At 68.4% G+C, this 25,518-nt stretch carries 27 protein-coding genes; 26 read left to right on the top strand and 1 reads right to left on the bottom strand.

Annotation, left to right across the window (positions count from 1 at the left end; genetic code table 11):
• Positions 1 to 373: 373 nt before the first annotated feature.
• The 23 genes from I0C86_RS25165 to I0C86_RS25055 all read left to right on the top strand — a co-directional run bounded on the left by I0C86_RS25165 (position 374) and on the right by I0C86_RS25055 (position 22,139).
• Positions 374 to 1,204 carry an amino acid--tRNA ligase-related protein gene (locus I0C86_RS25165; RefSeq protein WP_323373836.1) on the top strand — a complete coding sequence of 277 codons (831 nt, stop codon included), beginning with the start codon at positions 374 to 376 and terminating at the stop codon, positions 1,202 to 1,204.
• A 21-nt stretch (positions 1,205 to 1,225) separates the two neighbouring features.
• Positions 1,226 to 2,164, top strand: a complete 939-nt coding sequence (locus I0C86_RS25160) for a phytanoyl-CoA dioxygenase family protein (RefSeq protein WP_196203750.1) — start codon at positions 1,226 to 1,228, stop codon at positions 2,162 to 2,164.
• 1 nt (position 2,165) lies between these two features.
• Positions 2,166 to 3,014: a class I SAM-dependent methyltransferase gene (locus I0C86_RS25155; protein ID WP_196203749.1), complete on the top strand. Its 849-nt coding sequence runs from the start codon at positions 2,166 to 2,168 to the stop codon at positions 3,012 to 3,014.
• The gene (locus I0C86_RS25150) at positions 3,011 to 3,748 is read left to right on the top strand and encodes a class I SAM-dependent DNA methyltransferase (protein WP_196203748.1); all 738 of its coding nucleotides are present in this window, start codon (positions 3,011 to 3,013) and stop codon (positions 3,746 to 3,748) included. The genes I0C86_RS25155 and I0C86_RS25150 overlap by 4 nt, the downstream gene beginning before the upstream one ends.
• A 19-nt stretch (positions 3,749 to 3,767) precedes the next feature.
• Positions 3,768 to 4,766, top strand: coding sequence for a S66 family peptidase (locus I0C86_RS25145; RefSeq protein ID WP_196203747.1), 999 nt, complete (start codon positions 3,768 to 3,770; stop codon positions 4,764 to 4,766).
• Between the two features lie 4 nt (positions 4,767 to 4,770).
• Positions 4,771 to 5,181 (top strand): hypothetical protein, encoded by a 411-nt coding sequence (locus I0C86_RS25140; RefSeq protein WP_196203746.1) that lies wholly within the window; start codon positions 4,771 to 4,773, stop codon positions 5,179 to 5,181.
• Entirely contained in the window at positions 5,174 to 6,397 is a 1,224-nt protein-coding gene (locus I0C86_RS25135; protein WP_196203745.1) for a hypothetical protein, read from the top strand. The genes I0C86_RS25140 and I0C86_RS25135 overlap by 8 nt, the downstream gene beginning before the upstream one ends.
• A 32-nt stretch (positions 6,398 to 6,429) precedes the next feature.
• Complete coding sequence (locus tag I0C86_RS25130) at positions 6,430 to 7,167, top strand: radical SAM/SPASM domain-containing protein (protein WP_196203744.1); 738 nt, start codon at positions 6,430 to 6,432, stop codon at positions 7,165 to 7,167.
• Entirely contained in the window at positions 7,167 to 7,985 is an 819-nt protein-coding gene (locus tag I0C86_RS25125; protein ID WP_196203743.1) for a carbohydrate deacetylase, read from the top strand. Before I0C86_RS25130 ends, I0C86_RS25125 begins: the two co-directional genes overlap by 1 nt.
• A complete protein-coding gene (metG, locus tag I0C86_RS25120) occupies positions 7,986 to 9,548 on the top strand; it encodes a methionine--tRNA ligase (protein WP_196203742.1) in 1,563 nt (520 codons plus the stop codon).
• A 136-nt stretch (positions 9,549 to 9,684) separates the two neighbouring features.
• Complete coding sequence (locus I0C86_RS25115; RefSeq protein WP_196203741.1) at positions 9,685 to 11,055, top strand: class I adenylate-forming enzyme family protein; 1,371 nt, start codon at positions 9,685 to 9,687, stop codon at positions 11,053 to 11,055.
• Between the two features lie 147 nt (positions 11,056 to 11,202).
• Positions 11,203 to 11,970, top strand: a complete 768-nt coding sequence (locus tag I0C86_RS25110; protein ID WP_196203740.1) for a beta/alpha barrel domain-containing protein — start codon at positions 11,203 to 11,205, stop codon at positions 11,968 to 11,970.
• On the top strand, positions 11,967 to 12,683 hold the full coding sequence (locus I0C86_RS25105; RefSeq protein WP_196203739.1) for an HAD family hydrolase: 717 nt from the start codon (positions 11,967 to 11,969) through the stop codon (positions 12,681 to 12,683). Before I0C86_RS25110 ends, I0C86_RS25105 begins: the two co-directional genes overlap by 4 nt.
• A gap of 2 nt (positions 12,684 to 12,685) precedes the next feature.
• Entirely contained in the window at positions 12,686 to 13,948 is a 1,263-nt protein-coding gene (locus tag I0C86_RS25100) for a glycosyltransferase family 2 protein (RefSeq protein WP_196203738.1), read from the top strand.
• A complete protein-coding gene (locus I0C86_RS25095; protein WP_196203737.1) occupies positions 13,945 to 14,982 on the top strand; it encodes an ABC transporter ATP-binding protein in 1,038 nt (345 codons plus the stop codon). Before I0C86_RS25100 ends, I0C86_RS25095 begins: the two co-directional genes overlap by 4 nt.
• Entirely contained in the window at positions 14,979 to 15,764 is a 786-nt protein-coding gene (locus I0C86_RS25090; RefSeq protein ID WP_196203736.1) for an ABC transporter permease, read from the top strand. The genes I0C86_RS25095 and I0C86_RS25090 overlap by 4 nt, the downstream gene beginning before the upstream one ends.
• A gap of 1 nt (position 15,765) precedes the next feature.
• On the top strand, positions 15,766 to 16,566 hold the full coding sequence (locus tag I0C86_RS25085; protein ID WP_230394743.1) for an ABC transporter permease: 801 nt from the start codon (positions 15,766 to 15,768) through the stop codon (positions 16,564 to 16,566).
• Positions 16,567 to 16,659: 93 nt separating this feature from the next.
• On the top strand, positions 16,660 to 18,021 hold the full coding sequence (locus I0C86_RS25080; protein ID WP_196203735.1) for a condensation domain-containing protein: 1,362 nt from the start codon (positions 16,660 to 16,662) through the stop codon (positions 18,019 to 18,021).
• Positions 18,018 to 19,016, top strand: coding sequence for a transglutaminase domain-containing protein (locus tag I0C86_RS45145; protein ID WP_196203734.1), 999 nt, complete (start codon positions 18,018 to 18,020; stop codon positions 19,014 to 19,016). Before I0C86_RS25080 ends, I0C86_RS45145 begins: the two co-directional genes overlap by 4 nt.
• A gap of 81 nt (positions 19,017 to 19,097) precedes the next feature.
• Positions 19,098 to 19,331: an acyl carrier protein gene (locus tag I0C86_RS25070; RefSeq protein ID WP_196203733.1), complete on the top strand. Its 234-nt coding sequence runs from the start codon at positions 19,098 to 19,100 to the stop codon at positions 19,329 to 19,331.
• Between the two features lie 76 nt (positions 19,332 to 19,407).
• Positions 19,408 to 19,674, top strand: a complete 267-nt coding sequence (locus I0C86_RS25065; RefSeq protein WP_196203732.1) for an acyl carrier protein — start codon at positions 19,408 to 19,410, stop codon at positions 19,672 to 19,674.
• Between the two features lie 2 nt (positions 19,675 to 19,676).
• On the top strand, positions 19,677 to 21,044 hold the full coding sequence (locus I0C86_RS25060; RefSeq protein WP_196203731.1) for a condensation domain-containing protein: 1,368 nt from the start codon (positions 19,677 to 19,679) through the stop codon (positions 21,042 to 21,044).
• Between the two features lie 66 nt (positions 21,045 to 21,110).
• On the top strand, positions 21,111 to 22,139 hold the full coding sequence (locus I0C86_RS25055) for a beta-ketoacyl-ACP synthase III (RefSeq protein WP_196203730.1): 1,029 nt from the start codon (positions 21,111 to 21,113) through the stop codon (positions 22,137 to 22,139).
• Positions 22,140 to 22,149: 10 nt separating this feature from the next.
• Here the strand turns inward: I0C86_RS25055 and I0C86_RS25050 are convergent, their stop codons facing one another.
• The gene (locus I0C86_RS25050) at positions 22,150 to 23,715 is read right to left on the bottom strand and encodes an AMP-binding protein (RefSeq protein ID WP_196203729.1); all 1,566 of its coding nucleotides are present in this window, start codon (positions 23,713 to 23,715) and stop codon (positions 22,150 to 22,152) included.
• A gap of 456 nt (positions 23,716 to 24,171) precedes the next feature.
• Here I0C86_RS25050 and I0C86_RS44565 point away from each other — a divergent pair, with 456 nt between their 5' ends.
• The 3 genes from I0C86_RS44565 to I0C86_RS25040 form a co-directional block, all read left to right on the top strand.
• Positions 24,172 to 24,297 (top strand): hypothetical protein, encoded by a 126-nt coding sequence (locus tag I0C86_RS44565; RefSeq protein WP_255527815.1) that lies wholly within the window; start codon positions 24,172 to 24,174, stop codon positions 24,295 to 24,297.
• A gap of 315 nt (positions 24,298 to 24,612) precedes the next feature.
• Positions 24,613 to 24,984, top strand: a complete 372-nt coding sequence (locus I0C86_RS25045) for a helix-turn-helix domain-containing protein (protein ID WP_196203728.1) — start codon at positions 24,613 to 24,615, stop codon at positions 24,982 to 24,984.
• On the top strand, positions 24,972 to 25,518 hold a 547-nt coding region (locus I0C86_RS25040), incomplete at its 3' end, for a phage integrase central domain-containing protein (protein WP_196203727.1). The genes I0C86_RS25045 and I0C86_RS25040, both read left to right, overlap by 13 nt.

The raw sequence follows: 25,518 nt of genomic DNA, 5'->3' as shown, positions 1-25,518 counted from the left end.
CGAGCGTCGCTCATCACAGCGAGCGAATGAGTCAGGAGTGCGTTCCGATGCAGAACGAGTGTGCACCGCCCACCGGAATCCGACGCGGCGACACCAACTGGGGTTGACGTCCGTCAGTTCCAATAAACAAGTACATGGGGGACGAATGATCAGGAACCAGCCACTCGATTTGGAGAATTCGATCAGCGCGGCTCGGAGCACCGTCTGCGCACCCGGATCGTGGCGGCGCCCGGAAACGCACTTCCTGGAGGCCGTCGAGAGCCCTTGGTACCACTGTCTAGCCCAACTGCAGGATGCCTTCACGAGCGCGACGGTGGCATTCTGGTCCGCACGCCGGGCGAGATTCGGTTTCCTTCCACTCACCACCTCTTCCGTGTCGTCACCGATGGGTCTCGGCAGTGACTCGCTCCCGGTCGCCGTGGACATGTTCGGCGTGCGGACCTACCTGGCCGACTCAATGCAGTTCGGCTTGGAGTACCTGTGCCGGTTCGCTCCGGCTGGGGCCTACTACGTGATGCCGTCCTTCCGGGGCGAGAGCACCGACCGGACGCACCTCGCCCAGTTCATGCACGCGGAGGCCGAACTGCCAGGCGACCTCGACAACGTCCTCACCGTGGTCGAGGCCTACCTGCGGTATCTGGCGCAGGCGCTGGCCTCGACGTGTAGCGCGACGATCAGCCGGATCACCGGCGATCTCGACCACCTCAACCGGCTGCTCCACGACGCCCGACCCTTCCGACGTCTCACCTTCGACGAGGCCGCCGACCTGCTCGGCCACGATCCACGCTGGATCGTCAGACATGGGGGGTGGCGCTCGCTGACCCGCGAGGGCGAGCAGGAGTTGATGGCCCGCTGTGGTCAGTTCCTCTGGGTCACCCACTACGACCATCTGGCCGTTCCGTTCTACCAGGCGCAGGACGAGCACGGGCGGGCGGTGAACGCCGACCTGCTGTTCGGTCCCGGGGAGGTCGTCGGCGCCGGACAGCGCCACACCAACCGCGATCAGGTGCTGGCCGCCCTGCGCCTGCACCAGGTCGACAGCGAGGCGTACGACTGGTACGTCCGGATGAAGGAGACCGTGCCGCTGGAGACGGCGGGCTTCGGCCTGGGCGTCGAGCGCTTCTTCATGTGGTTGCTGCGTCACGACGACATCCGCGACATGCAGCTCCTGCCTCGTGAGAACGGCAAGGCGATCAATCCATGACCCGATCCAGGAGCGTTCGGGATGCGTGAGTTGCGCCGTTCCGCCGACCTGGTCGGCGATGCCGACGCCGTCCGGAAACATCTGGTAGAGGACGGATACGTCTATCTGCCGGGCTTCCTCGACGTCGACCCGATCGTCCGTACTCAGGAGCTGATCGGCAAGGCGCTGGTCGACGTCGGCTGGGTCACCGATCCGGTGACCCTGACGGCCGCCCGACCCGATCTAGCCTTCACCAGTGATTCGTTCGCCACGGTGTACCCGGCGGTGCAGCGGGTCGAGCAATTCCACCGCGTCGCTCTCCATCCGCGAATCCTGCGGCTGGTGTCGGAGGTCCTCGACGGCGAGGTGTTCTGTCACCCGGCGCGGGTGCTACGGGTGTCACCTCCCAGCGTCGCCAGCCGGATGTTCACCCGCGCCCACCAGGACTTCGTGGTGCTGCACGTCGCCACCGACGTGCTGACGGCCTGGATCCCGTTCACCCCCACCACGCCGGACTGTCAGGGTCTTCGCCTGATACCCGGCTCTCACCTGGACGGGTTCCTGCCCACCGATCCCGCAGCGGGGGGCGCCCGCCCCCTGTACCTGCCCGTTCGACCGGACGATCCACGCTGGGCCACCACGGACTACCAGCTCGGCGACGTAGTGCTCTTCCACTCGTTGATGGTGCACGCGGGAGGTCACAACACCTCCCACAGCGTGCGCCTCTCGGGCGACGTCCGCTACCAGTTGACCAGTGAGCCGATGCGGGCCGAGTTCGCGCACCCGCACGGGTGGCCGCGCACGCCGGACTGGCCGGAACTGACGGCCGACTGGGCCGACGCCGGCATCACCGAGATCCCCGAGGAGGTCGAGCTGCGGCCGATGCCGACCGACCTCCCCTACGGCGAGTACCTCCGCACGTTGACCGCACCTCCCTCAGCCCTGCTGAACCAACGACTTCGACGCACCGAGGAGGCCTGACATGGCATTGATGACCGAGCAGCAGTTCGAGCAGTTCTTCACGCCGTACGCCGAAAACGTCGAAGGATTCTACGAGGCACGTTACTGGTCGCTCTCCGATGAACTGATCAAGGAACTCATCCGTCGGCACCTAGACGTCGAGCCCGGCGACCGGGTCCTCGACGCCGGGGGCGGGACCGGTCGATTCGCGCTCTGGCTCGCCGGCGAACTGGGTGTGCGGGTCACGGTGGCCGACAAGTCCGAGACCATGCTGGCGCAGGCCGAACGCAACCTCGCCAACGCCGGCTCCACCTCCGTGGATCTCGTCCTGGCCGACCTGCACGACGCCCCAGAGCTACCCACGGACGGTTTCGACGCGATCATTTCCACGTACGGCGTGCTGAGCTTCCTGGAAGATCCTGAGCAGGTCTTCCGCACGCTCGCGCGGGTGCTCAAGCCGGGCGGCGTCGGACTGCTGATGAGCCACTCACTCTCCACCGCGCTCACGTCCAAACTCAGCGACGGCACCACCACGGCCCAGGAGATCCGCAACCTCTACCAGAAGCGGGTCGTGCAGTGGTCACCCAGCGTCCCACCGCTGCGGGTCTACACCGCTCAGGAACTGACGGACCTGGCGCACACCGCCGGCCTGGAGGTGCACCGCACGTTCGGTGTGACGTGCGTTGCCCACCCCGGACCGGAGGACTTCGGGTACCCGTACACCGGCGAGAGCAAGATTTCCCGCTCTCTGCAGGACCCCGAGTTCTTTCAGGCCGCGCTCGAGACGGAGCTCTCCGCCTCGGCGGACCCGGCCTGGTCGGAGCGCGGCATCAACCTGCTCATCAAGGTCAGCAAGCCGGCGGGTGGATGATGACAACCTTCTACCACGGCCTGGCCGACGTCTACGATCGTTGGACGGCGAACAATGACTACGCCGGTTGGGCCCGGTTCACGCTGGAGCGGCTGCCGACCGAGGGCCCTGCGCGGGTGCTTGACATCTGCTGCGGTACCGGCCGCCTGGCCCGCCTCTTCGCCACCCACGGTCACGACGTCGTCGGGTTGGACGGTTCCGAGGCGATGCTGGCCGTCGCCCGCGCGGAGGTCCCCACGGTTCGCTTCGACCGGGCGGTGTTGCCCGCGGCCACGCTCGGTGAACCGGCGGCTTTCGACGTGGCGGTGTGTTCCTTCGACAGCCTGAACTACCTGGCCGGCGCCGACGAGCTGACTCGTGCGTTCGTCCGGGTGGGCGAGACGCTACGGCCGGGCGGGCTGTTCGTGTTCGACCTGAACACCCGGCACAAGCTGGAGGACGTCTTCGGCGACAGCCACTACGGCGACGACCTCGGCGACTTCGCGTACGTCTGGCGCAACCGCACCGATCGGCAGGCCCGCACCACCGAATTCCTGATCTCGATCTTCGTGGCCGATGCCGAGGCATATCGGCGCCGGACCGAACGGCACGTGCAGCGCTGGTTCGACCATTCGGAGGTGAGGGCGGCCGCCGGGGCTGCCGGATTCACCGTCGAAGAGGTCGTCGACGACTACAGCGACAAGCCGGTCAGCGCCACAACCCAACGCGAGACATGGGTGCTGCGGTGCCGATGAGGCGCGGAAGGGACGCACGATGAAGCAGGAGTTGCGGCTACCACCGCGACTGCGGGCCGGCGACGTGGTCGCCGTCGCCACGCCGTCCGGACCGTCCCGGACCCCTGGTCGGCTGGCGCGAGGTGTGGCCGCGTTGCGGGAGCTGGGCTTCGAGGTTGTCGTGGGTCCGATGGCGCGGACGGCGGATCCGGCCGAGCGCGGCGTCGAGGCCCGGGCCGCGGAGTTGAACGGCTTCATCAACGACCCGACAGTACGGGCGGTGTTCGTCGGCATCGGCGGACACCTCAGCAACGCGACCCTGCCCCACCTGGACTTCGCCGCACTACGTGAGCGGCCCAAGGTGATCTGCGGATACAGCGACATCACCGCCATCCTGCTCGGATGTTACGCGCAGGCGCAGGTGGTGACCTTCCACGGGCCGACCCTGTTGCCGGAACTCGGGGAGTTCCCGATGGTGCTGCCCTACACCGCGGAACGCCTGTGGTCGGTGGTCGGCCGGTCCCGGCCCGCCGGCCGGCTGGTGGCACCGGACGCCTGGACCGACGAGTTCCACGCCTGGGACGTCGACGACAACCGTGCCCGGGAGATGCGGCCGAGCGGTGGCTGGTCCTGGCTGAGCGGCGGTCGCGGCAGCGGGCCACTCGTCGGCGGCAACCTCGAGACGATCAGTGCCCTGGCCGGCACGCCCTACCTGCCCGACTTCACCGACGCGGTGGTGTTCCTGGAGACGGCCGGCGCGAACATCGACGAAATCGAACGGCTGCTGACTCATCTGGAGATGATCGGCGTGTTCACGACAGCCGCCGCCGTGCTCTTCGGTCGCCCATTCCGGGCAGCGGAAGGGTGCCCCGAACGGTTGCGCGCGCTGCTCCGCCGAACGCTCGGAACGCGGCTACCGGTGGTTGCCGACGTCGACCTGGGCCACACCGATCCGATGCTGACCCTGCCGATCGGCGTCCACGCCACAGTCGACGCCGACGCCCGCACCCTGGAGTTGACCGATGCCGCCGTCGGCTGACCCGGTGACCGAGATTCTCGACGGCTACGCCTTCGAGCGACTGCTGGCCCTCCCCGCGTTGCCGGCCGACAACGCGACGGATCATCAGTATGCGACCAAAGTGACGACCGACTCTGGAGAGAGCTGGTCCCTGCGTTCGATGAGCACCTGCTTCAGCCTCGTCGCCCGGCCCTGGCTCCGCTTCGGCCTGACCCGCTGCTATTCGCTGGGCTGGGGCCTGGTCAACGGGCGGCAGACCCACCGCCTGGTCCTCGCGCAGGCGTTCGGCACGGATCAGGAGGCGCTCGACGACCTGGCGACCGGCCTGACCGAGGCCCTGCGGGGGACCGTGTCGGGGTTCGAGTGCGATGTGACGGGCCTCTGGGACCGCTGGTGTCTACGGCTCGCTGCCGAAGTGGCGGACGCGCATGGCTGAAACCGCGCACCTGCACGCACTGGCCGACGCGGCGATGATCACCGCACGTCCCATCGCCAAGGGCATCCCGGTCTGGCGTGGCTCCGGGTTGACCTCGGCCGGTCTGCTCGTCGACCACTTCACCGCCCAGGTACGGCGGTTCACCGAGGCCGACGTGGTCGAGCACCCTTTCCTGCTTCCCACGGCCGGATACCGCGCGGTGTTCGGCGACTACACCAATACCTACGCGGCCCAGGTGCCCGGACTGTCCGAGCCCACGGTATTCCGGCCGGACAACCTCCACCTCAACGTGTCACGGCTCGCCGCGGCCGGAACGCGGCGCGCGGTGGTGGCGGTCGGCGGTCTGGTCCGCACCCTGACCGGGGGCGCCACGCCGGTCTTCCGCGACTGCCACATCTGGCCGGCCGTGCAGGCCAACCAGCTCGTGGAGCCGGACGAACTGCCCGACGCCATGGACCGCTGGCGGCGGGCGACCGAGGCGGTGATCCGGAACGCCGGCCTGCCGGTGCTCAGCATCGCACCGCCGGTGTCGGCCCCGTACGGCAAGCGGACCCTGCTGGTTCTCTCCTGCCTACCGGATGGCCGGCTCACCGTCCTCGCCACCATCTACGCCCTTGCCGAGCACTACCGCAGCACGCTCGGAACCACCAGTGAGGTGGTGGACGTCGGCTTCACCGGGAAGATCCTCGCCGTGGCGGCGATGCATCACCGCGACCACCGTGGCCTGGCGCTGCCGTCGACTCTCGCCCCCCGCCAGGTGGGTGTGATCGTTCCCCGGGGTTCGGACCGGATGACGACTGCGACCTCTGGTCTACGTGCCGAGGTCGTCGTCGTGGGCGGCCACTCGGGCCGCCGGCGTGCCGAACGTCGGTTGCACCGCCGGTCCGTTCCCGTGGTGGTCAGTTACGCCGACGACGGCAGCCCTCTGCTCGTCGGTCGTCTGCCGCTGCGCCGGGATCGCGCCGGCGAGGTGCGGGAGGACGTGCTGATCGACCGTCTCCGGGACCATGACGACCGGCTCCGGTCCCGCAGCGACGCCCGGTGGCAGCGAGGGCTCGCCCGCTCCTCGGCGTCGGCTCGGTTGTGTCCGCCCTGCGCGGTAACTCACCGGCCCACGGTCCACGGGTGGGTCGTACCGGCCGACCTGGGCCCCTGTGGGGATTGTGGGCGGGCCGGCCGGCTCGCCCTGCTGTCGGACGTGGCTCGGATCTATTAGCTCGCGATGGGGACTACGGGGAGGGGAATACGATGGGGGTCTTCGCTGACCACCAGCCGATGTTCGTCGAGGTAGAGACCACGACCTACTGTAACCGCCGGTGTTCTTACTGCCCGAATAGCATCTACGAACGCGGCAGCCGAGCCAACGAGGTCCGCATGCCGACCGAACTCTTCGAGAAGGTCGTGACAGACCTCGGTGGGAACAACTTCTGTATGCAGTTCTCCCCGCACCGCTACGGCGAGCCGCTCGCTGACCCGCGGATGCCGGACCTGCTCGACCTCGCCCGGGCGGCGATGCCACTGGCCCGCATCGCGCTCTACACAAATGGCGACTTTCTCAACCCGGACCTCTTCGATCGACTGAACCGCTCGGTCGACGCCTTTGTCATCACCCAGCACGGCGATACCATGCCGGCCGGTGTACGACAGACGCTCGACCGTTTCGGTGGGCAACACCCGAAGATCAGGTACAAGACGGCTCAAGATATTCAGGCACAGGCGTCGAACCGAGCCGGAATCATTCCGATAAGTTACACGCGGCGCTCCGCCTGCGGGGTGGTCATGAACGAGCTGCACATCAACGCACACGGCGATCTCATGCTGTGCTGCGAGGACTACCTCGGCAAGAAGACCTTCGGCAACATTCGCGACGTGACGATCGAGGAAGCCTGGAACATGCCGGAGCGGATGGCCGTGCACCGCGCCAACGTGCGCGGTGAATTCGCACTGGACCAGTGCCTGTCGTGCGGATACGGGAGAATGTTCTGATGCCGGCGCGACGGCTCGTCGTCCAGGCGGACGACCTCGGCGCGTGCGCCGCCATCACCGACGGCATCCTGACCGCGTTCGAGGCGGGAGCGGTCACCCAGGCATCCGTCATCGTCCCGGCCGGCGACGCCGAGCGCGGGATACGGGTGGCCGTCGAGGCGGGACTGCCGCTCGGCGTACATCTGGCACTGATGTGTGAGTGGGAGTCGGTGCGGTGGCGGCCGCTCACGCCAGCGGCTTCGCTGTGCGATGAGGACGGTGGACTGCAGCCGGGGCTGGCCGAACTGGCCCGCACGGCACGACGGAGCGAGGTCGTCAGTGAACTGCGGGCGCAGATCGTCGCCGCGTTGGACTGGGGAGTGCCGGTCACGCACCTGGACTCGCACATCGGCGTCTTAGACACCCAGGCGCTGTCGCAGGTAGCTGCCGAGTTCGAGCTCGCCTGCCGGGATCCGATTCCTGGGCCTGGCCGGATGCTGGCATTGGACTCACTGTGGCACCTGACGCCCCGTTCGCCGGAGACCAAGACGGAGGAGCTCGTCCGTCACGTACGGAGCCTTCCCGAGGGCGATCACCTAATCGTGGCCCATCCCGCGCTGGACCGGCCTGAGCTGCGGTCGCTCTGCCACCGCGGATCCCGAAGGTACAAGTGGGCTGTCGACTACCGGTTGTCTGATCTGGCTGCTCTGACTGATCCCCGCTTTCGGGCGATCTGCGGAGAGGAAGACGTCGCCTTGGTGTCGGTCGACGGCGTCCGTGAACCGACCGTCCTGAAGGGTATCGTGGGCGTTGCGAACCGGAAGGGAAGAGTGGAGTAGATGACCGACAGCGCCTTTATTTCGACGACAATCCCGTACGTCAATGCTCACCCACACCTGGGGCATGCGTTGGAATATGTGCAGACCGACGCATTCTCCCGACACATGGCCGCGAACGGAACCGACGTCTTCTTCCTAACCGGCTCGGACGAGAACAGCCTGAAGAATGTTCTCGCGGCCGAGCGGGAGGGCATCAGCACGAGAGATCTCGTGGACCGGAACGTGATCTATTTCGAGGAGATGATAGATGCCCTCGGAATTAGCCCCTCCCATTTCATCCGGACGAGCGTCGACAAGGACCACCTTGACGGCGCCCGACTGATCTGGGAGCGCATGGCAGCTCAGGGAGACATCTACGCCAAGGAGTACGAAGGGCTGTACTGCGTAGGTTGCGAACAGTTCTACAGTCCCGGTGAACTGGTGGGCGGAAAATGCCCGGAGCATCTCGTCGCACCGGAGCTGGTCAGAGAGAACAACTACTTCTTCCGGCTCTCGCGATACCAGGAGCCACTGCTCGCGGCGCTGGAGTCCGGTGCGCTTCGAGTGGTGCCGCCCACCCGACTCAACGAGGTGGTCAGCTTCGTGCGCGGCGGCCTGGAGGACATCAGCATCTCGCGGTCGAACGCACGGGCACGCGGCTGGGGGATCCCGGTGCCGGGCGATCCGGACCAGGTGATGTACGTGTGGATCGACGCCCTGACGAACTACATCAATGCCCTCGGCTGGACTCGGGGCTCGGTGGAGTACGAGCGTTACTGGGCCGGCGCCCGGCGACGCGTGCACGTGGTGGGCAAGGGTGTCGTTCGGTTCCACGCCGTGTACTGGCCTGCCATGCTGATGTCCGCCGGCCTGCCGATCCCCAGCGACGTGATGGTGCACGGATACATCACGGCCGGCGGGCAGAAACTCAGCAAGACCCTCGGCAACGTGGTGGACCCGGCGGACCTGGTCGCCCGGTACGGCGTCGACGCCGTCCGGTACTTCCTCCTCGCCGACTTCGCGCCCTTCACCGACGGCGACTTCAGCGAGGAGCGGCTGGTCGCGAGGTACAACTCCGATCTCGCGAACGGACTCGGGAATCTGGTGAGTCGGGCGACCAGCATGACGCTGCGTTACCGGGACGGTGTGATACCGGCGCCCACCGCGCCGGCGGGACCAAGCGAGGCCGCACTGGCCGAGCAGGTCACGGCCAGTCGGGCCGGCAGCGTCGAGGCGATGGCCGGCTACGACCACCGGCAGGCACTGGCCAGGATCTGGGACCTGGTCCGGCGGACCAATGCCTATGTGGACGAACGGGCTCCGTGGCAGCTTGCCAAGCTCGCCGACCGCGACGATTCGGCCGCCGCGCAACTGGACACGACCCTGCACCACCTGGCCGGTGCCGTGCAGCAACTGGGGGCGCTGGTGACACCGTTCCTGCCGGCTCCGGGAAAGGCCATCGTCGAGGCACTCGGTGGCAGTCTGCGCGCCGTGCCGGACGCGGACGACTGGCTGGCCGACCTCACTGGGCGCGCGGTCACCAAGCCACCGGCGCTGTTCCCCCGGCTGGAGTTCCAACAATGACGTTGGTTCGGAGCAGTGGATCGAAGACCATGCTCCTCGATCCGCCCGACTGAACGCGGGCACCGCCCCCTTGGAGTCGTTCAAGGGGGCAGTGCAGGCCAATACATCGAAGATAATCGATTGATGGGAGGGTGGCGTGGCGCGACCGTACGCATGGAGTCCCTGGCACACCGCCGACGCGGATCACGCTCGAGTCGCCGTCGTCCGAGGCGACCGGAGCCAGACCTTCGGCGAACTGGTGGACCTCGCGGACCGCTACGGCCCGGCAATCAGCGACCTGGGCGTCCCGGACGGGGCGGTGGTCTCCACCAGCCTGCCGGTCGGCCCGGAGTTCTTCGCGCTGGCGTTGGCGACCCTGCGATACGGGTTCGGCTTCTTTCCGGTCGAGCCGTGGCACATCTCGAACGACGGTGGCCGAGGGCTGCTCGGCCAGGTCGACACGCGCCTGCACGTCGCCGACGGAACGGACGGCGACATCGGGATCGCCGTGCCACAGGTCGGCACATCCGAGCTGAACGGCAGGCGGGGCGACGATCCGCCGCCCAGATCCGGCGGATACCTGGTCCTCGCCACGTCCGGCACCACCGGGGCGCCGACCGCGGTGCGGCGCGCCCGTCCGTGGTACCCGTACCGGGGGGTCGCCGTCCTCGATCGCTATGCGGCCGGGATGCGCCACGGCCCGCACGTGATGACGAACCTGACCGCCCACCTGGGCACGCTGGGTCCGGCCCTGTACGCACTGCAGGCCGGCAGCGCTGTCGTGGCTCAGGACAGCTGGTCCGTCAACGGTTTCGCGGGCCTGGTGGACCGCTACGCGGCGGACAGCACCTTCCTGAGCCCGGACCGGCTGGTGGAACTTGTCGACCGGCGGGTGGCACCGGCGCGAAGCCTCAAGGTCGTACTGCACGGCGGGGCATCCTGCCCGCCCGACATCAAGCGGTCCGCCATCGACCTGTTCGGGCCGGTCCTGCACGAGTTTTACGGGACATCGGCCGGGATTGTCAGCGAGATCTCGACATCGGACTGGCTCCGCAGGCCCGGATCGGTGGGCCGGCCGCTGCCCGGGGTGAAGGTACAGATCACGGCCGGCGACCAGCAGGCGCGGGCGGGCGAGCCCGGCGAGGTGCAGGTGTGGCCGCGACGGGTGGACCGGCTCGACAGGACGCCCGGCCTCGTCCGGACCGGCGACCTCGGTTACCTGAGCGAGGACGGCTACCTATTCATCCTCGGCCGCTTGGACGACCGGTACCGCGAGCTGAACGCCAGGGTCGAAGCCGCGGTGCGGGAGCTTCCCACCGTCACCGATGTCGTCGCCACGGCGCACCGGCACCGCACCGACACGCTCGTCGTGCGGATCGAGTGCACGGCCTCGGGTACCTCCGCGCTGCGGCAGGAGGTACAGGCCGTGGTCGAAGCTCTCGGATCCCACCACGTCGAGCTGGAGATCCGGCCGTCGGGCACCTTCGTCCGCACCGCGAGCGGCAAGCTTCGGCGCACCGATGGCTGAGCGGCATCCGCGCCGCACCCGGCCGCGTCCACCCGCGGCGGGCGATCGAGCCTCGGACGCAACGGATAGAAGCGGGCACGGCCAGACAGAGGCCGGGTGCCCGGCACAACGGCGGAGCCGGCGACGGCCAGCAGACGGGGAGAAACAATGACACACCACTTGGTCACCGAGACGTTCGGTAGGGATCCGTGGCTGCGCATCGGCAGCCGGGAGTTCCAATCCCGGCTGCTCGTGGGCATCGAGCTCTACACCTCGGCGGAGGTCGTCGGCGAGGTGTTGAGGGCAGCACACGCCGACGTGTTCATCACCACCTACGACCTCGAACAGACCCGGTCCAGTCTGATGCTCTCCGACCTGGACGGCCAGCTCGACCTGGACAGCTATCTCTGGGTGGGCACCACCTCGTTCGCCCGGTCCGTCGATGCGGCCGTCGAGACCGCACAGCGCCTACGGGCGTCGATGGGACTGGACATCATCAAGCTGGACGTCCGCAACGCGCAGAACCTGCCCTGCGCCGAGTCGACGATCCAGGCCACGAAGGAGCTGTTGGCCGACGGTTTCGTTCCCCTGCCGTTAGTGCAGCCGGATCTCCGCACGGCGAGCCTGCTCGCGGACGCGGGCTGCCCCGCCATTCGGCTGTTGGCCTCGCCGGTCGGTAGCTACGCAGGTGTGGCCGACGTCGACGCGGTCCGTGAGTGCCTGGACGGGCTGCCCGTCCCCGTGGTCCTCGAAGGCGGCATGGGCTCTCCTGCCCACGTCGCCCAGGCGATGGAGCTGGGCGCATCCGCCGTGCTGGTCAACACGCTGATCGCGAGGTCCGCCAACCCTGCCGTGATGGCCACCGCCGTCTTCCACGCAATGGTTGCCGGCGGCATGGCGGCGAGAGCACGGCACGACCTGGTGGCAGGACGATGACCACGCTCCGCGCCGCCCTGTTCGACCTCGACGGCGTCCTCGTCGACACACAGGCAGAGGTGGTGCAGCTCTGGCGTGACGTCTGCGGGCAGCACGGCCGCGTCCTGTCCGCCGAGGAGATCCGGACGTCGGTGGTCGGCTGTTCGGCCGAGCACACCGTGGCGCAGTTGTTTCCCGGCCTCGATCCGCTGGAACGGGATGGACTACTCGCGGCCGTTCACAAGGCGGACAGCAGCCTGCCGGTCGTACCGATCAGCGGAGCCGCTGCCTTCGTCCGGACGCTCGCCGCCGCTGCCGTGCCGACGGTCCTGGTCACCGGGGCGTCGCGGGAGCGCGCCACCGAGGCGGTACGAGCCCTGGGGCTCGATGGATGTTTCGCTGCCCTGGTCGCCTGGGGCGACGTCACCCGGGGCAAGCCGCACCCCGACGGCTACCGACTGGCGGCGCGGCTGCTCGACCTCGGACCCAGCCAGACCGTCGTGTTCGAGGATTCGGTGGTCGGGGTGACAGCCGCGGTCGCCGCGCCGGCTTTCTGCGTCGGCATCGGAACGGCAGAACTGGCGACGCACGGAGCCCGCGTGGTCACCAGCTCACTGGCCGCCATCGAGGTCGCACATCCGGCCGGGGGTGGCTTCGTCGAGCTGCGCGTCGGCGTCGAGCGGCTCCGCCTCCGCGCCGTGCCTCAATCGAACCCGACGGGAGAGGGGTCCTGACGATGACCGCATCCGACGCACCCGTTCGCCGCTGGCGAGCGGACCCGAAGGTCGTCGCGCGAGCCGCCGTGGACAGCGCCGTGCTGGCCCACGACGAGTTCGCGCAGACCGCGGCGGACGTCTTCTGGGAGTTCGCCCGCGAGGACCACTGCGCGGTGGCCGAGTCGCTGCGCGCGGTCGGCGACCCGGAGGTCACGGCCGGCCTGGACGCCATCGCCGGAGGCGTCGCCACCCCCGCCACGCTGGACCTGCTCACCGCCACGGTGGCCAGCCGGATTGAGGGCGGTGCGCCGCCATGGCCCGAACTGGCCGCCTCGGCGGTACGCGCCGACGCGTACAGCCGGCTCGCCATGCACGTCGGCCACGAGCCCGTGGAGGCCGCTCCGATCGCCGCGGCGGACCTCGTTCCGGCGCAGGGCACCCCCGCACCGACCGGAGCCAGCGACGCGCAGGTACTCGTGGTCATTCCCTTCCGGGACTCCGATCCGGCCCTGCCCCGGCTGCGCAACCTGCTGGCCTGCCTGAGCGCCCTGGCCGACCAGTCCATGCCGCGGGAGAACTACCGGTGCGTCGTGGTGGAACTCGACAGCCACGCCCGCCACGAGGACGTCATCCGACCCTTCGTCGACCGCTACCTCCATGTGCACTCGACGCGCCGGTTCAACAAGTCCTGGGCGGTCAACGTTGGGGTGGTGGCCGAGGCGGGAGACGCCGAAATACTTTGCATCCTGGACAGCGACGTGCTTGTCGACCGGGACTTCGTTCGGCGCAACCTCGATCGGTTTCACCGCCGCGGCAGCCAGGCGCACTGGCCGTACCTGGACGCACTCTGCCTGGATCCTGCCTCGACCGACTACGCCGTCCGGCATCGCTGCCTGCTGGGCGAGGCGGTCGACCTCGATCGCGTCCGTGGCGTCTACCTGAGACGGCCACCCGGCCACTGTGTCTGGCTCCGCATGCCGTTGTTCATGCGGGTGCGGGGAATGGACGAGCGCTTCGAGGGCTGGGGCGGTGAGGATCTCGACTTCGCCTTCCGGGTCGAGTTCATGGGCTCCCTGGATCGGTATGACGATCCACTGCTGCACATGTTCCATCCCCGCCCGCAGGTACGCGAGGACGGCAAGTGGTTCTTCGCAGAGCGGCGGTTTCTGAGCTGGCGCCCGGTGGATCCGATCGGACGACCGGACCGCCCGGCGCGCAGCCAGGACGACACCGTCAGACGTCCGTCACCGGCGGACGCGAGCCCCGATTCGATCCTGTCATGAGTAGCGCGTCCGAGCCGGTCATCCGCGCGGCCGGGCTCACCAAGGTCTTCCGGAGCCCCGACAAGGCGCCGGGCCTCAGCGGCTCCCTCCGCCATCTGGTACGTCCGCGCCACACGAACCGTGCTGCCGTGAACTCGGTCGATCTCACGATCGGCCGAGGCGAGGCGGTCGCGTACGTCGGGGCGAACGGAGCCGGCAAGTCCACGACCGTGAAGCTGCTGGCCGGGATCCTGATACCCAGCTCCGGCACCGTACGGGTGGCCGGCGTGGATCCCCACCGGGACCGGCTCGTCAACGCCCGGCAGATCGGGGTGCTGTTCGGCCAACGCTCCCAACTGTGGTGGGACCTGACCGTCCGGGACTCGCTGGAGGTGCTGCGCGACCTGTACGGCGTGTCGCGGACACAGTTCACCGAACGGCTCGACGAGTTCGACGAGGTGCTCGGCCTGGGCAAGTTGTTGCCGGTGGTGGCCCGGCGGCTCTCCCTCGGCCAGCGCATGCGCGCCGACCTGGCAGCCACCTTCCTGCACGGGCCGGCCATCGTCTATCTGGACGAGCCGACGATCGGGCTCGACATCGCCGCCAAGGACAGCGTCCGGATGTTCCTGCGGCAGCGGGTGGCGGCCGGTACCACGATCCTGATGACGAGCCACGACCTGCGTGACATCGAGGACGTGTGTCGACGTTTGATCATCATCGATGACGGACGGATCATCTTCGACGGCGACCTCGGTCGGGCGAAGGACGCGTACGCCCGGCAACGGCAGCTGTCGGTGCAGGTCGACGCACCGGTCGATCTGGCCGCGCTGCGGGCCGGCCTGCCGGAGGCGCAGGTCGAGCAGGGCGCCTCGACCCGGGAACTGGTGGTGGTCTTCGACCGGTTCGCCCACCGAGCCACCGAGGTGCTCGACGCGCTGACCCGACAGGTCGACGTCGTCGACTTTCGGCTACAGGAGCCGCAGATCGAGGACGTGGTCCGGAGGGTCTACCGGGGTGAGCTGCTGGTGCTGCCCCCGCAGGGCGTGGACGCATGAGACCGTACCTCGCGCTCGCGCGCGCCTCCGCCCGGAGTGTGCTGACCTACCGGCTGACCTTCGTGTTCAGCATGTTCGGGCTGATCTTCCAGCTGCTGGCACTGCTGGCCATCTGGCACGCGGTCATCGGTGCCGGCCAGGTCAACGGTCTGACCTGGCCACAGATGAAGTCCTACCTGCTGGTGGCCTTCAGCTGCGGCGCGCTCGTCTCGCTGTACACGGACTTCGGGATGGCGGCCCGGATCCAGAGCGGAATGGTGGCGGTGGACCTGACCCGACCTATCGACTACCAGAAGGCCCGACTGGCCGAGACCGTCGGCGGCGTCTGGATCGAGCTGCTGGTGGCGGCGCTCGGGTGGTGCGGGGTGATCACGCTGCTCGGGACGATCTTCTGGCCCGACCCCGTCCACCTACTGCTGTTCGTGCTGAGCCTGGCAGCGGTCGTACCGCTGAAGTTCCTGGTCGTCTACATCACCGGCCTCGCCTGCTTCTGGACACAGAATTACCTGGGGATCAACTGGGCCCGCGTCGCGGTGGTCAACCTGCTTTCCGGTGCACTGATCCCGCTGTCGTTCCTGCCATCGTGGTTCGGGACCGTGGCCGAGTACCTGCCCTTCGCGGGTATCACCTCGACCCCGGCACTGATCCTGGCCGGGGACCTGCACGGGCTCGCCGCCGTGCGCGGCCTGCTGTTGCAGGTGGTCTGGGCCCTACTGCTCTGGCTCCTGGCCAGGGCGACGTGGGCCACCGCGGTCCGTCAGCTCACGGTGCACGGAGGTTGACATGACCGGAGAGTGGATGCGGACCGCCCGCCTGTACGTCCGACTGCTCGGTGCGCAGCTGCGCGCCGCGGCCCAGTACAAGGCCGACTTCCTCGTCATGATCTTCGCGGCAGTCCTCAGCCAGGGGGTGGGACTGATCTTCCTGGCGGCCCTCTTCGCCCGGGTGCCACACCTTGACGGTTGGTCCTTCTGGCTGGTCGCGCTGATGTACGCGATGGTGACCGTCGCCGAGGGTATTGGTTCGTTGCTGTTCGAGGGCACCTGGCGCCTGGCCGCGATGGTGAACTCCGGCGAGTTGGACTACCTGCTCGTCCGGCCCTATCCGGTGGCCCTCCAACTGATGAGTTCAGCGGTCGGTTTCAACGGACTCGGCAACCTCGTACTGGGCACGGCGATGATCGTCGTGGCGCTGTGCTACGCCCCTCTCCAGTGGTCGCCGCTGCAGGGGTTGATCCTCGTCCTGCTGGCGGGCAGCGCCGTCGTGGTGAAGCTCGCGATGAATCTGGCGACCAACGCAGCGTCCTTCTGGTTGCAGGGACGCAACCCGGTGGTCGCCTATGCGATGCATCAGGTCGGTGAGCTGGCCAGGTATCCCCTGGGCATCTATCCGGTCGGCCTTCGCGTGGTGCTGACGACGGTCGTGCCTTTCGCCTTCACCAGCTACTACCCGGTCAGTTACCTGGCCGATGGTGTCGACGCCACGATCGGCCTCCTCACGCCCGCAGTCGCGGTGGCCTGCGTGTTCATCGCCATCTGGGTGTTCCGCCGCGGGCTACGTCGCTACGAGAGCGCGGGCAGCTGAATGACGCACGCGCGAAAGGACCTGCACATGACAGGCCAGCTCCGAACGTCTCTCCTCATCCGTTTCGCAGGACTTCCGGTCCGAGACGGACCGTTGTCCCGGGGGCAACGCTGGTGCTGGGACATCATCCGGGATCTCGCCCCACACGAGAATCGCACGACCCTCACCCTGCAGGTCGACATCGGCTCGGAATACACGGTGGACCAGGTCATCGGGGTGACCACCGACGCGGTCACCCGCTTCGAGACGCTGCGGACGACGTACCGGCTCGACGGGATCGGAGAGCCCGAGCAGCAGGTGCTCGGCGAGGGGGCCTTCGACCTGCGGCTGCGCCAGACGGACGGGCAGCCGCCCAAGCAGGCCGCCGCGGCACTGGCGCAGGAACTGGCGGCGACCCAGTTTGACCTGCGTTCGGCGCCGCCGATCTGCTTCGGTCTGATCATGTCGGACGGACGCCCGACGGTGCTGGTGGTCGGGCTGTCCAACATCGCCGCCGACGTCTGGAGCCTCACCAAGCTCTGGCGGTGGCTGCACACTCGGCTCAACGACGCCGACGTTCCCCACGAGGACCTGGTGACACCGGAGTGGCAGCCCCTCGACCAGGTCGCCTACGAGTCGGGCGAGCAATCCAAGTCCGTTGCCGCGGCCAGCCTGGCGTTCTGGCGTGAGCAGCTCGACCACGTACGGGCGACGCCGCCACCGCGCTACCGCCCGGTCGTCGAGGCACCGCGGCGCTGGGCAGTTCACTTCACCTCCTCAGCCTTGGCGCAGGCGGCCCAACAGGTCGCCGTGAAGTGGGGCGTGCCGATTCAGACCGTCCTGCTCGGCGGGCTGGCCGTGATGATCGGGCTCCGGCTCGGCCAGCCCGGGATCGGTGTCTCCCTGCTCACCGACAACCGGCACCTGGCGCAGACGCGGCGATCTCTTGGCCGGTACGCCCAGATCGCCCCGGTGTACCTGGACGTGTCCCAAGAGACGTTCGGAAAGGTGGTGTCGACGACGGCCCAGCGGATGCTCCGCGCGGCCCGGTACGGCCAGCCCGACCCGGCAGCTGTGGCCGCGCTCACCCACGGAGACGACCCCTGCGTCGGTGCCTCGGGGACCCTACCGGTGGTCTTCGACTTCGCCGCGAGCCCCGGTCCGACACCCGCCACCCCAACCGTCGACGCGATCGCACTGCGAGGGCTCGCCGTCGGAACGGTGCTCCGCTGGACGCCCGCCGCGGACGACGAGAGCCCCGGGATGTTCGTGCTGGCGCAGCGCTTCCTGACCGAGGTGGACCTGCTGGTCTGGGTCGATACCGCTTACCTGTCCCGGGCCGATGTGGCCGAGGTGCTCCTCGGTGCCGAACGGCTTCTCATCGAGGTGACGGCGGGGGACGTGCCGATGTGCCACCTGAGCGCCGTCACCGGGGTCAGCGGGACGGTCGTCGAACGGGCGGAGGGCATCTGGTGAGGTCCCCCATGGGCACCGGCGGCGTGACCGGACTGGACGCCCGCACCGACCCGAACATGACTCCCGACCGGCCTCCACCACTGGACGGTTCCGGTGGTCCCGCCTTCCAGGCCGCCGCGGCCGACCTGGTCGATGCGGCTCGTCGGATTCCCGACCAGCTCCGCACCTTCTCGTTTCCCGCCGCCGGTGCGCTGCGTTACGCGCTGACCCCCGATCTGCTGGCCTTCCTCGCCGGGCTCGGCCTCCCGCACCGCCGCCACGGCACGGAGTTGCTCTTCGAGCGGCTCGACCTGATCAGCGCAACGGTGGCACTCCGCCTGCCGTCTCCGGACTACCTCGCCATGCGCCGGTGGCGCAGGTCGCTGGAACGCTGCGCCTCCGGAAGCCCGGCCACGTACGAGGTCAAGATGGTGACACGGTGCGCCTGTGCAGGTGAACGCTGCCGGGGGGACCACGAGTTCCACCCCCGGGTTCGGTCGCTGGCCGAGAATGTGGGGAGAACTCCGCACGGGCCGACGGCGCTGCTACGGCAGCGGGTCCACCACTCGCCGGTCGAGGTTCCCGACGCACTGCGCGCGGTCTTCGCCCGGATGGCCGGCGTACGCCACCACCTGCTTCCGCCGACCCTCTGGAAGGATCTCGCCTTCGTCGACCGGGCGGGGCTCGCTGACTGCGAGTTAGCCGCGCGGTACCTGTGCGCGGCGGCACAACGTGCCGGTGTCCCGGCTCGTACGTCGTTCGGCCTGCTGCTGGCAACTCCCTACTCGGTACCACACACCTGGTTGGAGCTGGAGTTGCACGACCGGTGGGTCCCGTTCGACCCGCTGCTGCTGGCCAGTCTGGTGCCGTGGGGGATCGCCCGGCCGGGTGAGTGGTCGCCGACCGGCAGCCTCACCGCCGGCACGCTCCGGATCTGTGCCCGCAACACTCCGCTGGTTGAGCGGCCGCCGGCCGGCCTGGGCCTCTCCTTTCCGACGCGACAGGTAGGTGACTGATGCCGCATCGACGGCGGACCACTGCCGAGCAACGGGGGCCGACCCCGGTCACCGGCTACGAGACACGTAGGAGTTGAACACGTGCCCGAGAAAGATCACCTGCAGACGGTTCTGACCGTCGCGGCGGCGGTCTTCCACACCGCTGTCGCACCCACGGACGACCTGTTCGACCTGGGCGCGGACTCCCTCACGGCGGTCCTGTTCGCCGAGCGGTTGGCAGACGAGACCGGCGTCCCGGTCGGATTGGACGACGTGTTCGAAGCGTCGACCCTCAGAGACCTCGCGCACCGGCTGAGTTCGGTGTCCCCGGCATGAAGGGCCCCCGGCCTCGGCCGGACCTCGCGACCACCCGTCCTCGGCGAACCCCACCCGTCACACATCTGGAGCAGAAGTGAACCAGTCTCATTGGCCTGTCAGTTTCGAGGCTCTCGTCCGGCGCCACCTCTGCCTGCCCGCCGACTCGCCGCTCTCGCCCGACGCGGAGCTGACGGAGCTTGGCCTCGACTCGCTGGGGGTCGTGGCTCTCCTCACGGAACTGGAGGACGAGTTCGAGGTCGTCGTGCCGGACGACCTGCTCAACAGCCCGGCGACCGAGACCCCGGGAGGTCTGTGGGGACTCGTGCAGGAACTGGCCCCGGCGCTGTCAGGCGGCGAATAGTCGTGTCCCCCCTCCGTGACGCGCGGCTGCTCACCTTCCAGGGCGCGTCGGCCAGGAACGGCATGGTCCCCAGCGGCCAACTCGCTGCCTGGCAGGTCCTAGCCGACCTCGAGTTCCGCTACGGGCCGCATCTGAATCTGCCGCTGGTCGTCGACATCCCTCCCACCGTCGGCGACGACGAGGTACTGGCGGCCCTGCGGGTGACGGTGGTCCGGCACGAGGCGCTACGGACCACCTACGAGCGTGACCGGGACGCGCAGCTGTGGGCGTACGCCCATCCCGCCGGTTCGATCGACGTCGAAATCGTGCTGGTCTCGGACACCCAGTTGTCGGTAATGACCAGCGAGATCACGGCGAGGCTGCGGGAGCGGCCGTTCCGATGTGACCGGGAACTTCAGGTCCGCGCCGCGGTCGTACGGACGATCTCGGGAGCCGGTCACCTCGTCCTGGTCACGTCGCTGCCCGCAGTCGACGGGTGGAGTCTGCACGTACTCCACGACGAACTTTCCCGACAACTTCGCGGTGAGCACGCCGATGACGAGGACGGGGGGTGGCAACCGTTGGACGAGGGCCGGCACGAGCGCAGCGAACGCGGTCGCGAGGCCCGACAGCGGGCCCTGTCCTTCTGGCGCCGGCAACTGGAGTCCATGCCGGCGCTGGACCGCTCCCCGCCGCGATCGACGACGGCACCGCGGTTCTGGCATGCCGCCTTCAACTCGGCCGCGACGGCGCATGCCACCCGAGCCGTCGCGGCCACGTACCGGGTCGCGCCCTCGTCGGTGCTGTTGACCGCTGCCGCCCACACACTGGCCGAGCACGACGGCGGTCGCAAGAGCGGCCTCTTCGTGGTGGTGACGAATCGGAATCACTCACGGCTGCGAACCACGGTGGGACACCTGTCGCAGCCGGTGCCCCTGTACCTGGATCTACACGGCGACCATGCCACGGTCCTGGCCCGTACGCACGCGTCCTTGCTGGCCGCAGCGCGTTACGGTCAACTCGACCCGACAGCGGCGACGGCGCTGATCGAGGAAGTGAGTTCCGGTCGGTCCTCCGCTCCCGAACTGGGCCGTACCTTCAACTACCACCGTCCGACCCTGCCCTACGAGAAGGTCACCCACGAGCCCGCCGACTATCCGGCGCTCCTGCGCCAGTCCGAGTTCGGCTGGTGCGACTCCGCCGAGGCCGAACAGATGACCTTCTATATGCACGTGTGGGAGGTCTGGCCGGTCGCGAAACTGTCGTTCTGGGTGGACACCCACTATCTGAGCCGCCAGCAGAGTGCGGCGTTCGCCTTTCGGCTCGAGGAACTGCTCGTCGCCATGGCGGGCGTCGACCCGACATGCGGTGAGTCGTTCGGCGAAGGGTGAGCGATCCGAGCCCATCAACGCAGGCCGGGCGGACGCCCGCTCCGGCGGGTACGGACAGGAGAGAGCATGCAGTTCACCACCCAGCGGGGAGGGCGGGCATCGCGAACGGCGGTGCTCGCGGGCATCGGAGGTTGGGTCCCGCCCGGCCGGCTCACCAACGCCGACCTGGAGCGCCGGCTCGGCGTCTCGGACGAATGGATCACTTCACGGACCGGCATCACCGCCCGGCACGTCAACGACGCGGACGCGGCGACCTCGGATCTGGCGGTGTCGGCCGGGAGCCGAGCGCTCGACATGGCCGGACATCCGGCTGTCGACGTGGTGGTCCTCGCCACCACCACCCCAGACTTTCCGTGCCCGGCGACCGCTCCCTCGGTTGCCGCCCGACTGGGCCTGCCCAACGTGCCGGCGTTCGATGTCAACGCGGTGTGCTCCGGGTTCGTCTACGGCCTGTCCGTGTCCACGTCCATGATCGTTTCCGGTCTGGCAGAGAGCGTCCTGCTCATAGCGGCAGACACCTTCACCACGCTCGTGAACCCGCAGGACCAGGTCGTCGCCCCGCTGTTCGGTGATGGCGCCGGCGCGGTAGTGCTGAGGGCGGGTTCGTTCGGCGACGACGGTCAGGTCCTGGCGTTCGACCTGGGCAGCAACGGAAATCAGGCCGACCTGATCATCAAGTCGGCCGGCGGATCCCGTCATCCGCTTCCCCTGGACGGCGACCGGGACTACCTGCGCATGGACGGCCGAGCGGTCTTCCGGCACGCCGTACGACGGATGACCGCCTCCTCGTCGGACATCCTGCGAACGGTCGGCTGGGACTCAGCGGAACTGGACCTGCTCGTCGGCCATCAGGCGAATCTGCGTATTCTCCGCGCCGTCGCCACCAATCTGGGCCTCCCCGAGAACCGCTGCTACGTCAACCTCGACCGGGTCGGCAACACCGCTGCCGCGTCGATCCCGCTGGCCCTGGCCGACGCGATGCAGGCCGGGCTGCTGGCACCGGGCAAGAAGGTGCTGCTGACCTCGTTCGGGGCCGGCAGCACGTGGGCGTCAGCCGCGCTGACCTGGCCGAAGCTGGACCACCTCCGGCCCTAGCCGACCGCGGTCAACCGGTCACCGGAGCGAAGGCACCGTCGCCGGCCCGCTCGAACTCCAGGCGACACCGGTCGCGACAGAGCTTGCCGCTCGTGGTGACCGGTAGCGACTTCGGGGGAAACAAGCCGACGTGTTGGACGCTCAGACCGAACTCCCGGCTGAGCACCCGGCGGATGTGCTTGGCGATCGCGCCGGCCTGCTCCGCGGGCGCCGTCGAATACTCCCGGCGCAGCTCGGCGAGAAGGACGAGACCCGCGGGCCCGGCACCGTCCGTTGACGCGACGAACGCCGCGACGCGTCCCCCTCGCACCCTCGGCTCGTGCTCCGTGACCAGCGTCTCGATCTCGCCGCTGTAGAAGTTCTCACCATGTATCTGGAACCGTTCGTGGCTACGACCGATCAGGACGAGTTCGCCGTCCACAAGGAAGCCCAGGTCACCAGTGGCGAAGTCGTCGGAGACCAGCTGCGGTCCTGAGACGACGACCTCGCCGATCGCCCCCTCCGGCAAGACCTCGCCGGAGGGGGCGACGACGGTCACCGTCGTGCCGGCCAGAGGACGCCCGCTCGACACGAATTCCAGGACGTCGTCCTCCCCCTGCGGATCGCCGACGACTCCGTCTCGGAAGGCCCGGCGGGAGATCCGCACCAGACGAGGCGGTTCGTCCCGGGGGCACGTGGTAACGGTCAACGTCGCCTCAGCCATGCCATACGAGGGCTTGAACGCGATCGGGTCGTACCCAGAGGGGCGGAACGCCTCCGTGAAGGCCGCGATGGTCCTCGCCCGAACCATCTCGCCAGCGCTACGCGCCACCCGCAGCGACGTCAGATTGAAGCGCTCGGGAGCGGCGACCCGCGTCGCGCAGAGCGCGTAACCGAAGTCGGGTGCCGATGTGTGAGTGGCCCGCCACCTGGTCATCTCGGCCAGCCAGTACCCCGGATCGCGAACGAAGTCCATCGGGTCCAGCACGACGGAGGTGTAGTCGGACCAGAGCGGGCGAAGCACGCTGGTGACCAGGCCCATGTCGTGGTACAGCGGTACCCAGTTGACGCTGACGCTGGACCGGTCCTCCGCGTAGGCCGCAGCAGCCTGGGCGAGCTGGGCGAGCGCCTGCCGTTGCCGGATCATGATCGGTTTCGGGGCCGCCACCGACCCTGACGTGTACTGCACGTACGCGGTGTCGTTGGGCCGGGGTGTCCGGTACGGGCGGGTGGCGTGGTTCAGGTCGACCGCCGGGACGACAACGACCCCGGTCCCCTCCAGGCGCTCCCGCAACTCCGTCGGGGAAGGCTCGTCGGTGACCACGATGCTCGCCCGGGAGGCTTCGACGATGCCGAGCAGGCGCCGAAGGTGGGCCTGGCTGGACAGCGGCCTGCTCGGCCCGGGCACCGGGACGTCACCGTTCTTCGCCGCGCTGAAGAAGGCGGTGACGAAGGCGAGTGGGTCGTTGCACGCGAGAACGACGTTCCGACCAGCCCGGGCTCGGTCACCTACGGCTCCGAGCGCCGATGCACCGAGGCCGGATGCTGCGTCCAGGTCGGCGAAGGTCAGGATCCTGTCCGCACGCCCTGGTGCCACGCTGACGAGGCGACCGGAGCCCGCAACCCCACGTCCGAGCAGGTCGACGATCGATGCCGGCGCCCCGGTCACGGAAGGCCACCCCGGCGGCTACGAGCTACGACGACTTCCGCCGGCCGCGCCGACATGAACATTCGCACTGACGATCGCACCCCCGTATTCGTCAGCGCCAACTGAAACGACCTGACGTGACGTACATGCTGCGATCATCCTCGATCTTCGGAAACGTCGATGTCAACAAAGTCGATGTGAAGAAAGGTCGATGTGAAGAAAGTAGGCCGCAGCGCGACGGCCTCGGCCTGCTGACCCTAGACTCGCGGTCACGCTCAGCAACCAACAGCTCATCGACGATGTCGTCGCGACGTTGGCTCACCTCTCCCACCGGCTCTATGTCAACGGTGAAGCACTGACGAACACTGCCGCGGAGCGCGGACTCGCCATCGCTGCCCGATCCTCGTGGTCATAACGCTCGCCGTGCTGCGGCTGGACCAGTGGTGGGTCATCCGCAAGCTTGCGCTACGCCCCTCGGGAGACACCATCGTCTACGTGTCCTGGCTGCGTCACGCCCCGCTCGAAGGCTGATTCTGGCGGACACGAAAAAGCTCCCAACCCTGCCGTTTCGGCTGGGTAGGGGGCTTCCCCTTGCTCTGCGCGCCCGAAGGGATTCGAACCCCTAACCTTCTGATCCGTAGTCCGATGCTCCAACCCGTCGTGCAACGCGACCGGAGACCGAACCTCACCCCGCCGCAAGTAACGATCGCTCCTCCCGGCACATGCACCACCTGCTATCGGCAAACGACGGCCGACGCCTTGGGCGTCGGCCGTCGTCGTGTCATGCCTCCCTGGCCCAGAGGCCCACCCGGTTCCATCACATCCATACCTCTTGGAGACCACTTCATGGCTACGCCATCACAACCACGACACTCCGGCTATCCCAACCAGGCCGTCAGCGTGAGCGGGGACAGTCAGCCGCTGCTCTACACCCCCGCCGAGGCGGCACAGCGTCTACAGGTACGCGAGTCCTGGCTACGAAAGAAGGCCGCCGCCCGTCAGGTGCCGTGCACCTTCCTTGGCAAACACCTGCGCTTCTCCCCCGCCGACCTCGCCGCGATCATCACCAACGCCGCCCAACCCGCCACCGGCCGACGACCCCGCCGCAAACCCACGACCACCGTTCGGGACCGCGACTTGCCACTACCGCCGCAGCGAAGCGTCCATGCACACCGCGATGACCACACATCAGGCGGGAGCAGCCCATGGCATGGATAGAACAACGAGGCACCAACTACCGGGTCCGGCTACGACTACCCGACGGCACCGTCGCCACCGACTCCGTCCACCCCACCCAGAGGGCCGCTGACATCCGGCGTAAGCAGGTCGACCTCGACCAGGCCCTCGCCACCTACCTCGACCCCACCCTCGGACGAATCACCCTCGCCGAATGGGTGCAGATCTGGGAAGCCGGCCACATCGCCGGTGACGCCAAATGGGCCGCCTACCGCAGCCACCTCCGCAACCACGTCCTCCCCCGCTTCGGCGACACACCCCTAACCAAGATCACCCGCCAAGCCGTCAAGGTCTTCGTCAAACAACTGAAAACCCACCTCGCCGACAGCAGCGCCGCCAGCGTCATGTCCCTGTTCGGCCTCCTCATGCGCGAAGCCGTCGCCGACGGCCGCATCCCCCACAACCCCTGCCAAGGAGTCAAAGTCGTGACCCGCCAATCAGCCGAGCGACCCCACGCCACAGCCACCCAGGTCAACACCATCGCCGGCCGTATCGAACGCCGCTCGGACCAGATCC

The organism is Plantactinospora alkalitolerans, assembly GCF_015690345.1.
GTDB classification, from domain to species: domain Bacteria; phylum Actinomycetota; class Actinomycetes; order Mycobacteriales; family Micromonosporaceae; genus Plantactinospora; species Plantactinospora alkalitolerans.
The sequence above is the reverse complement of the archived record's forward strand: the minus strand, read 5'-3'. Positions and strand labels throughout refer to the sequence as shown.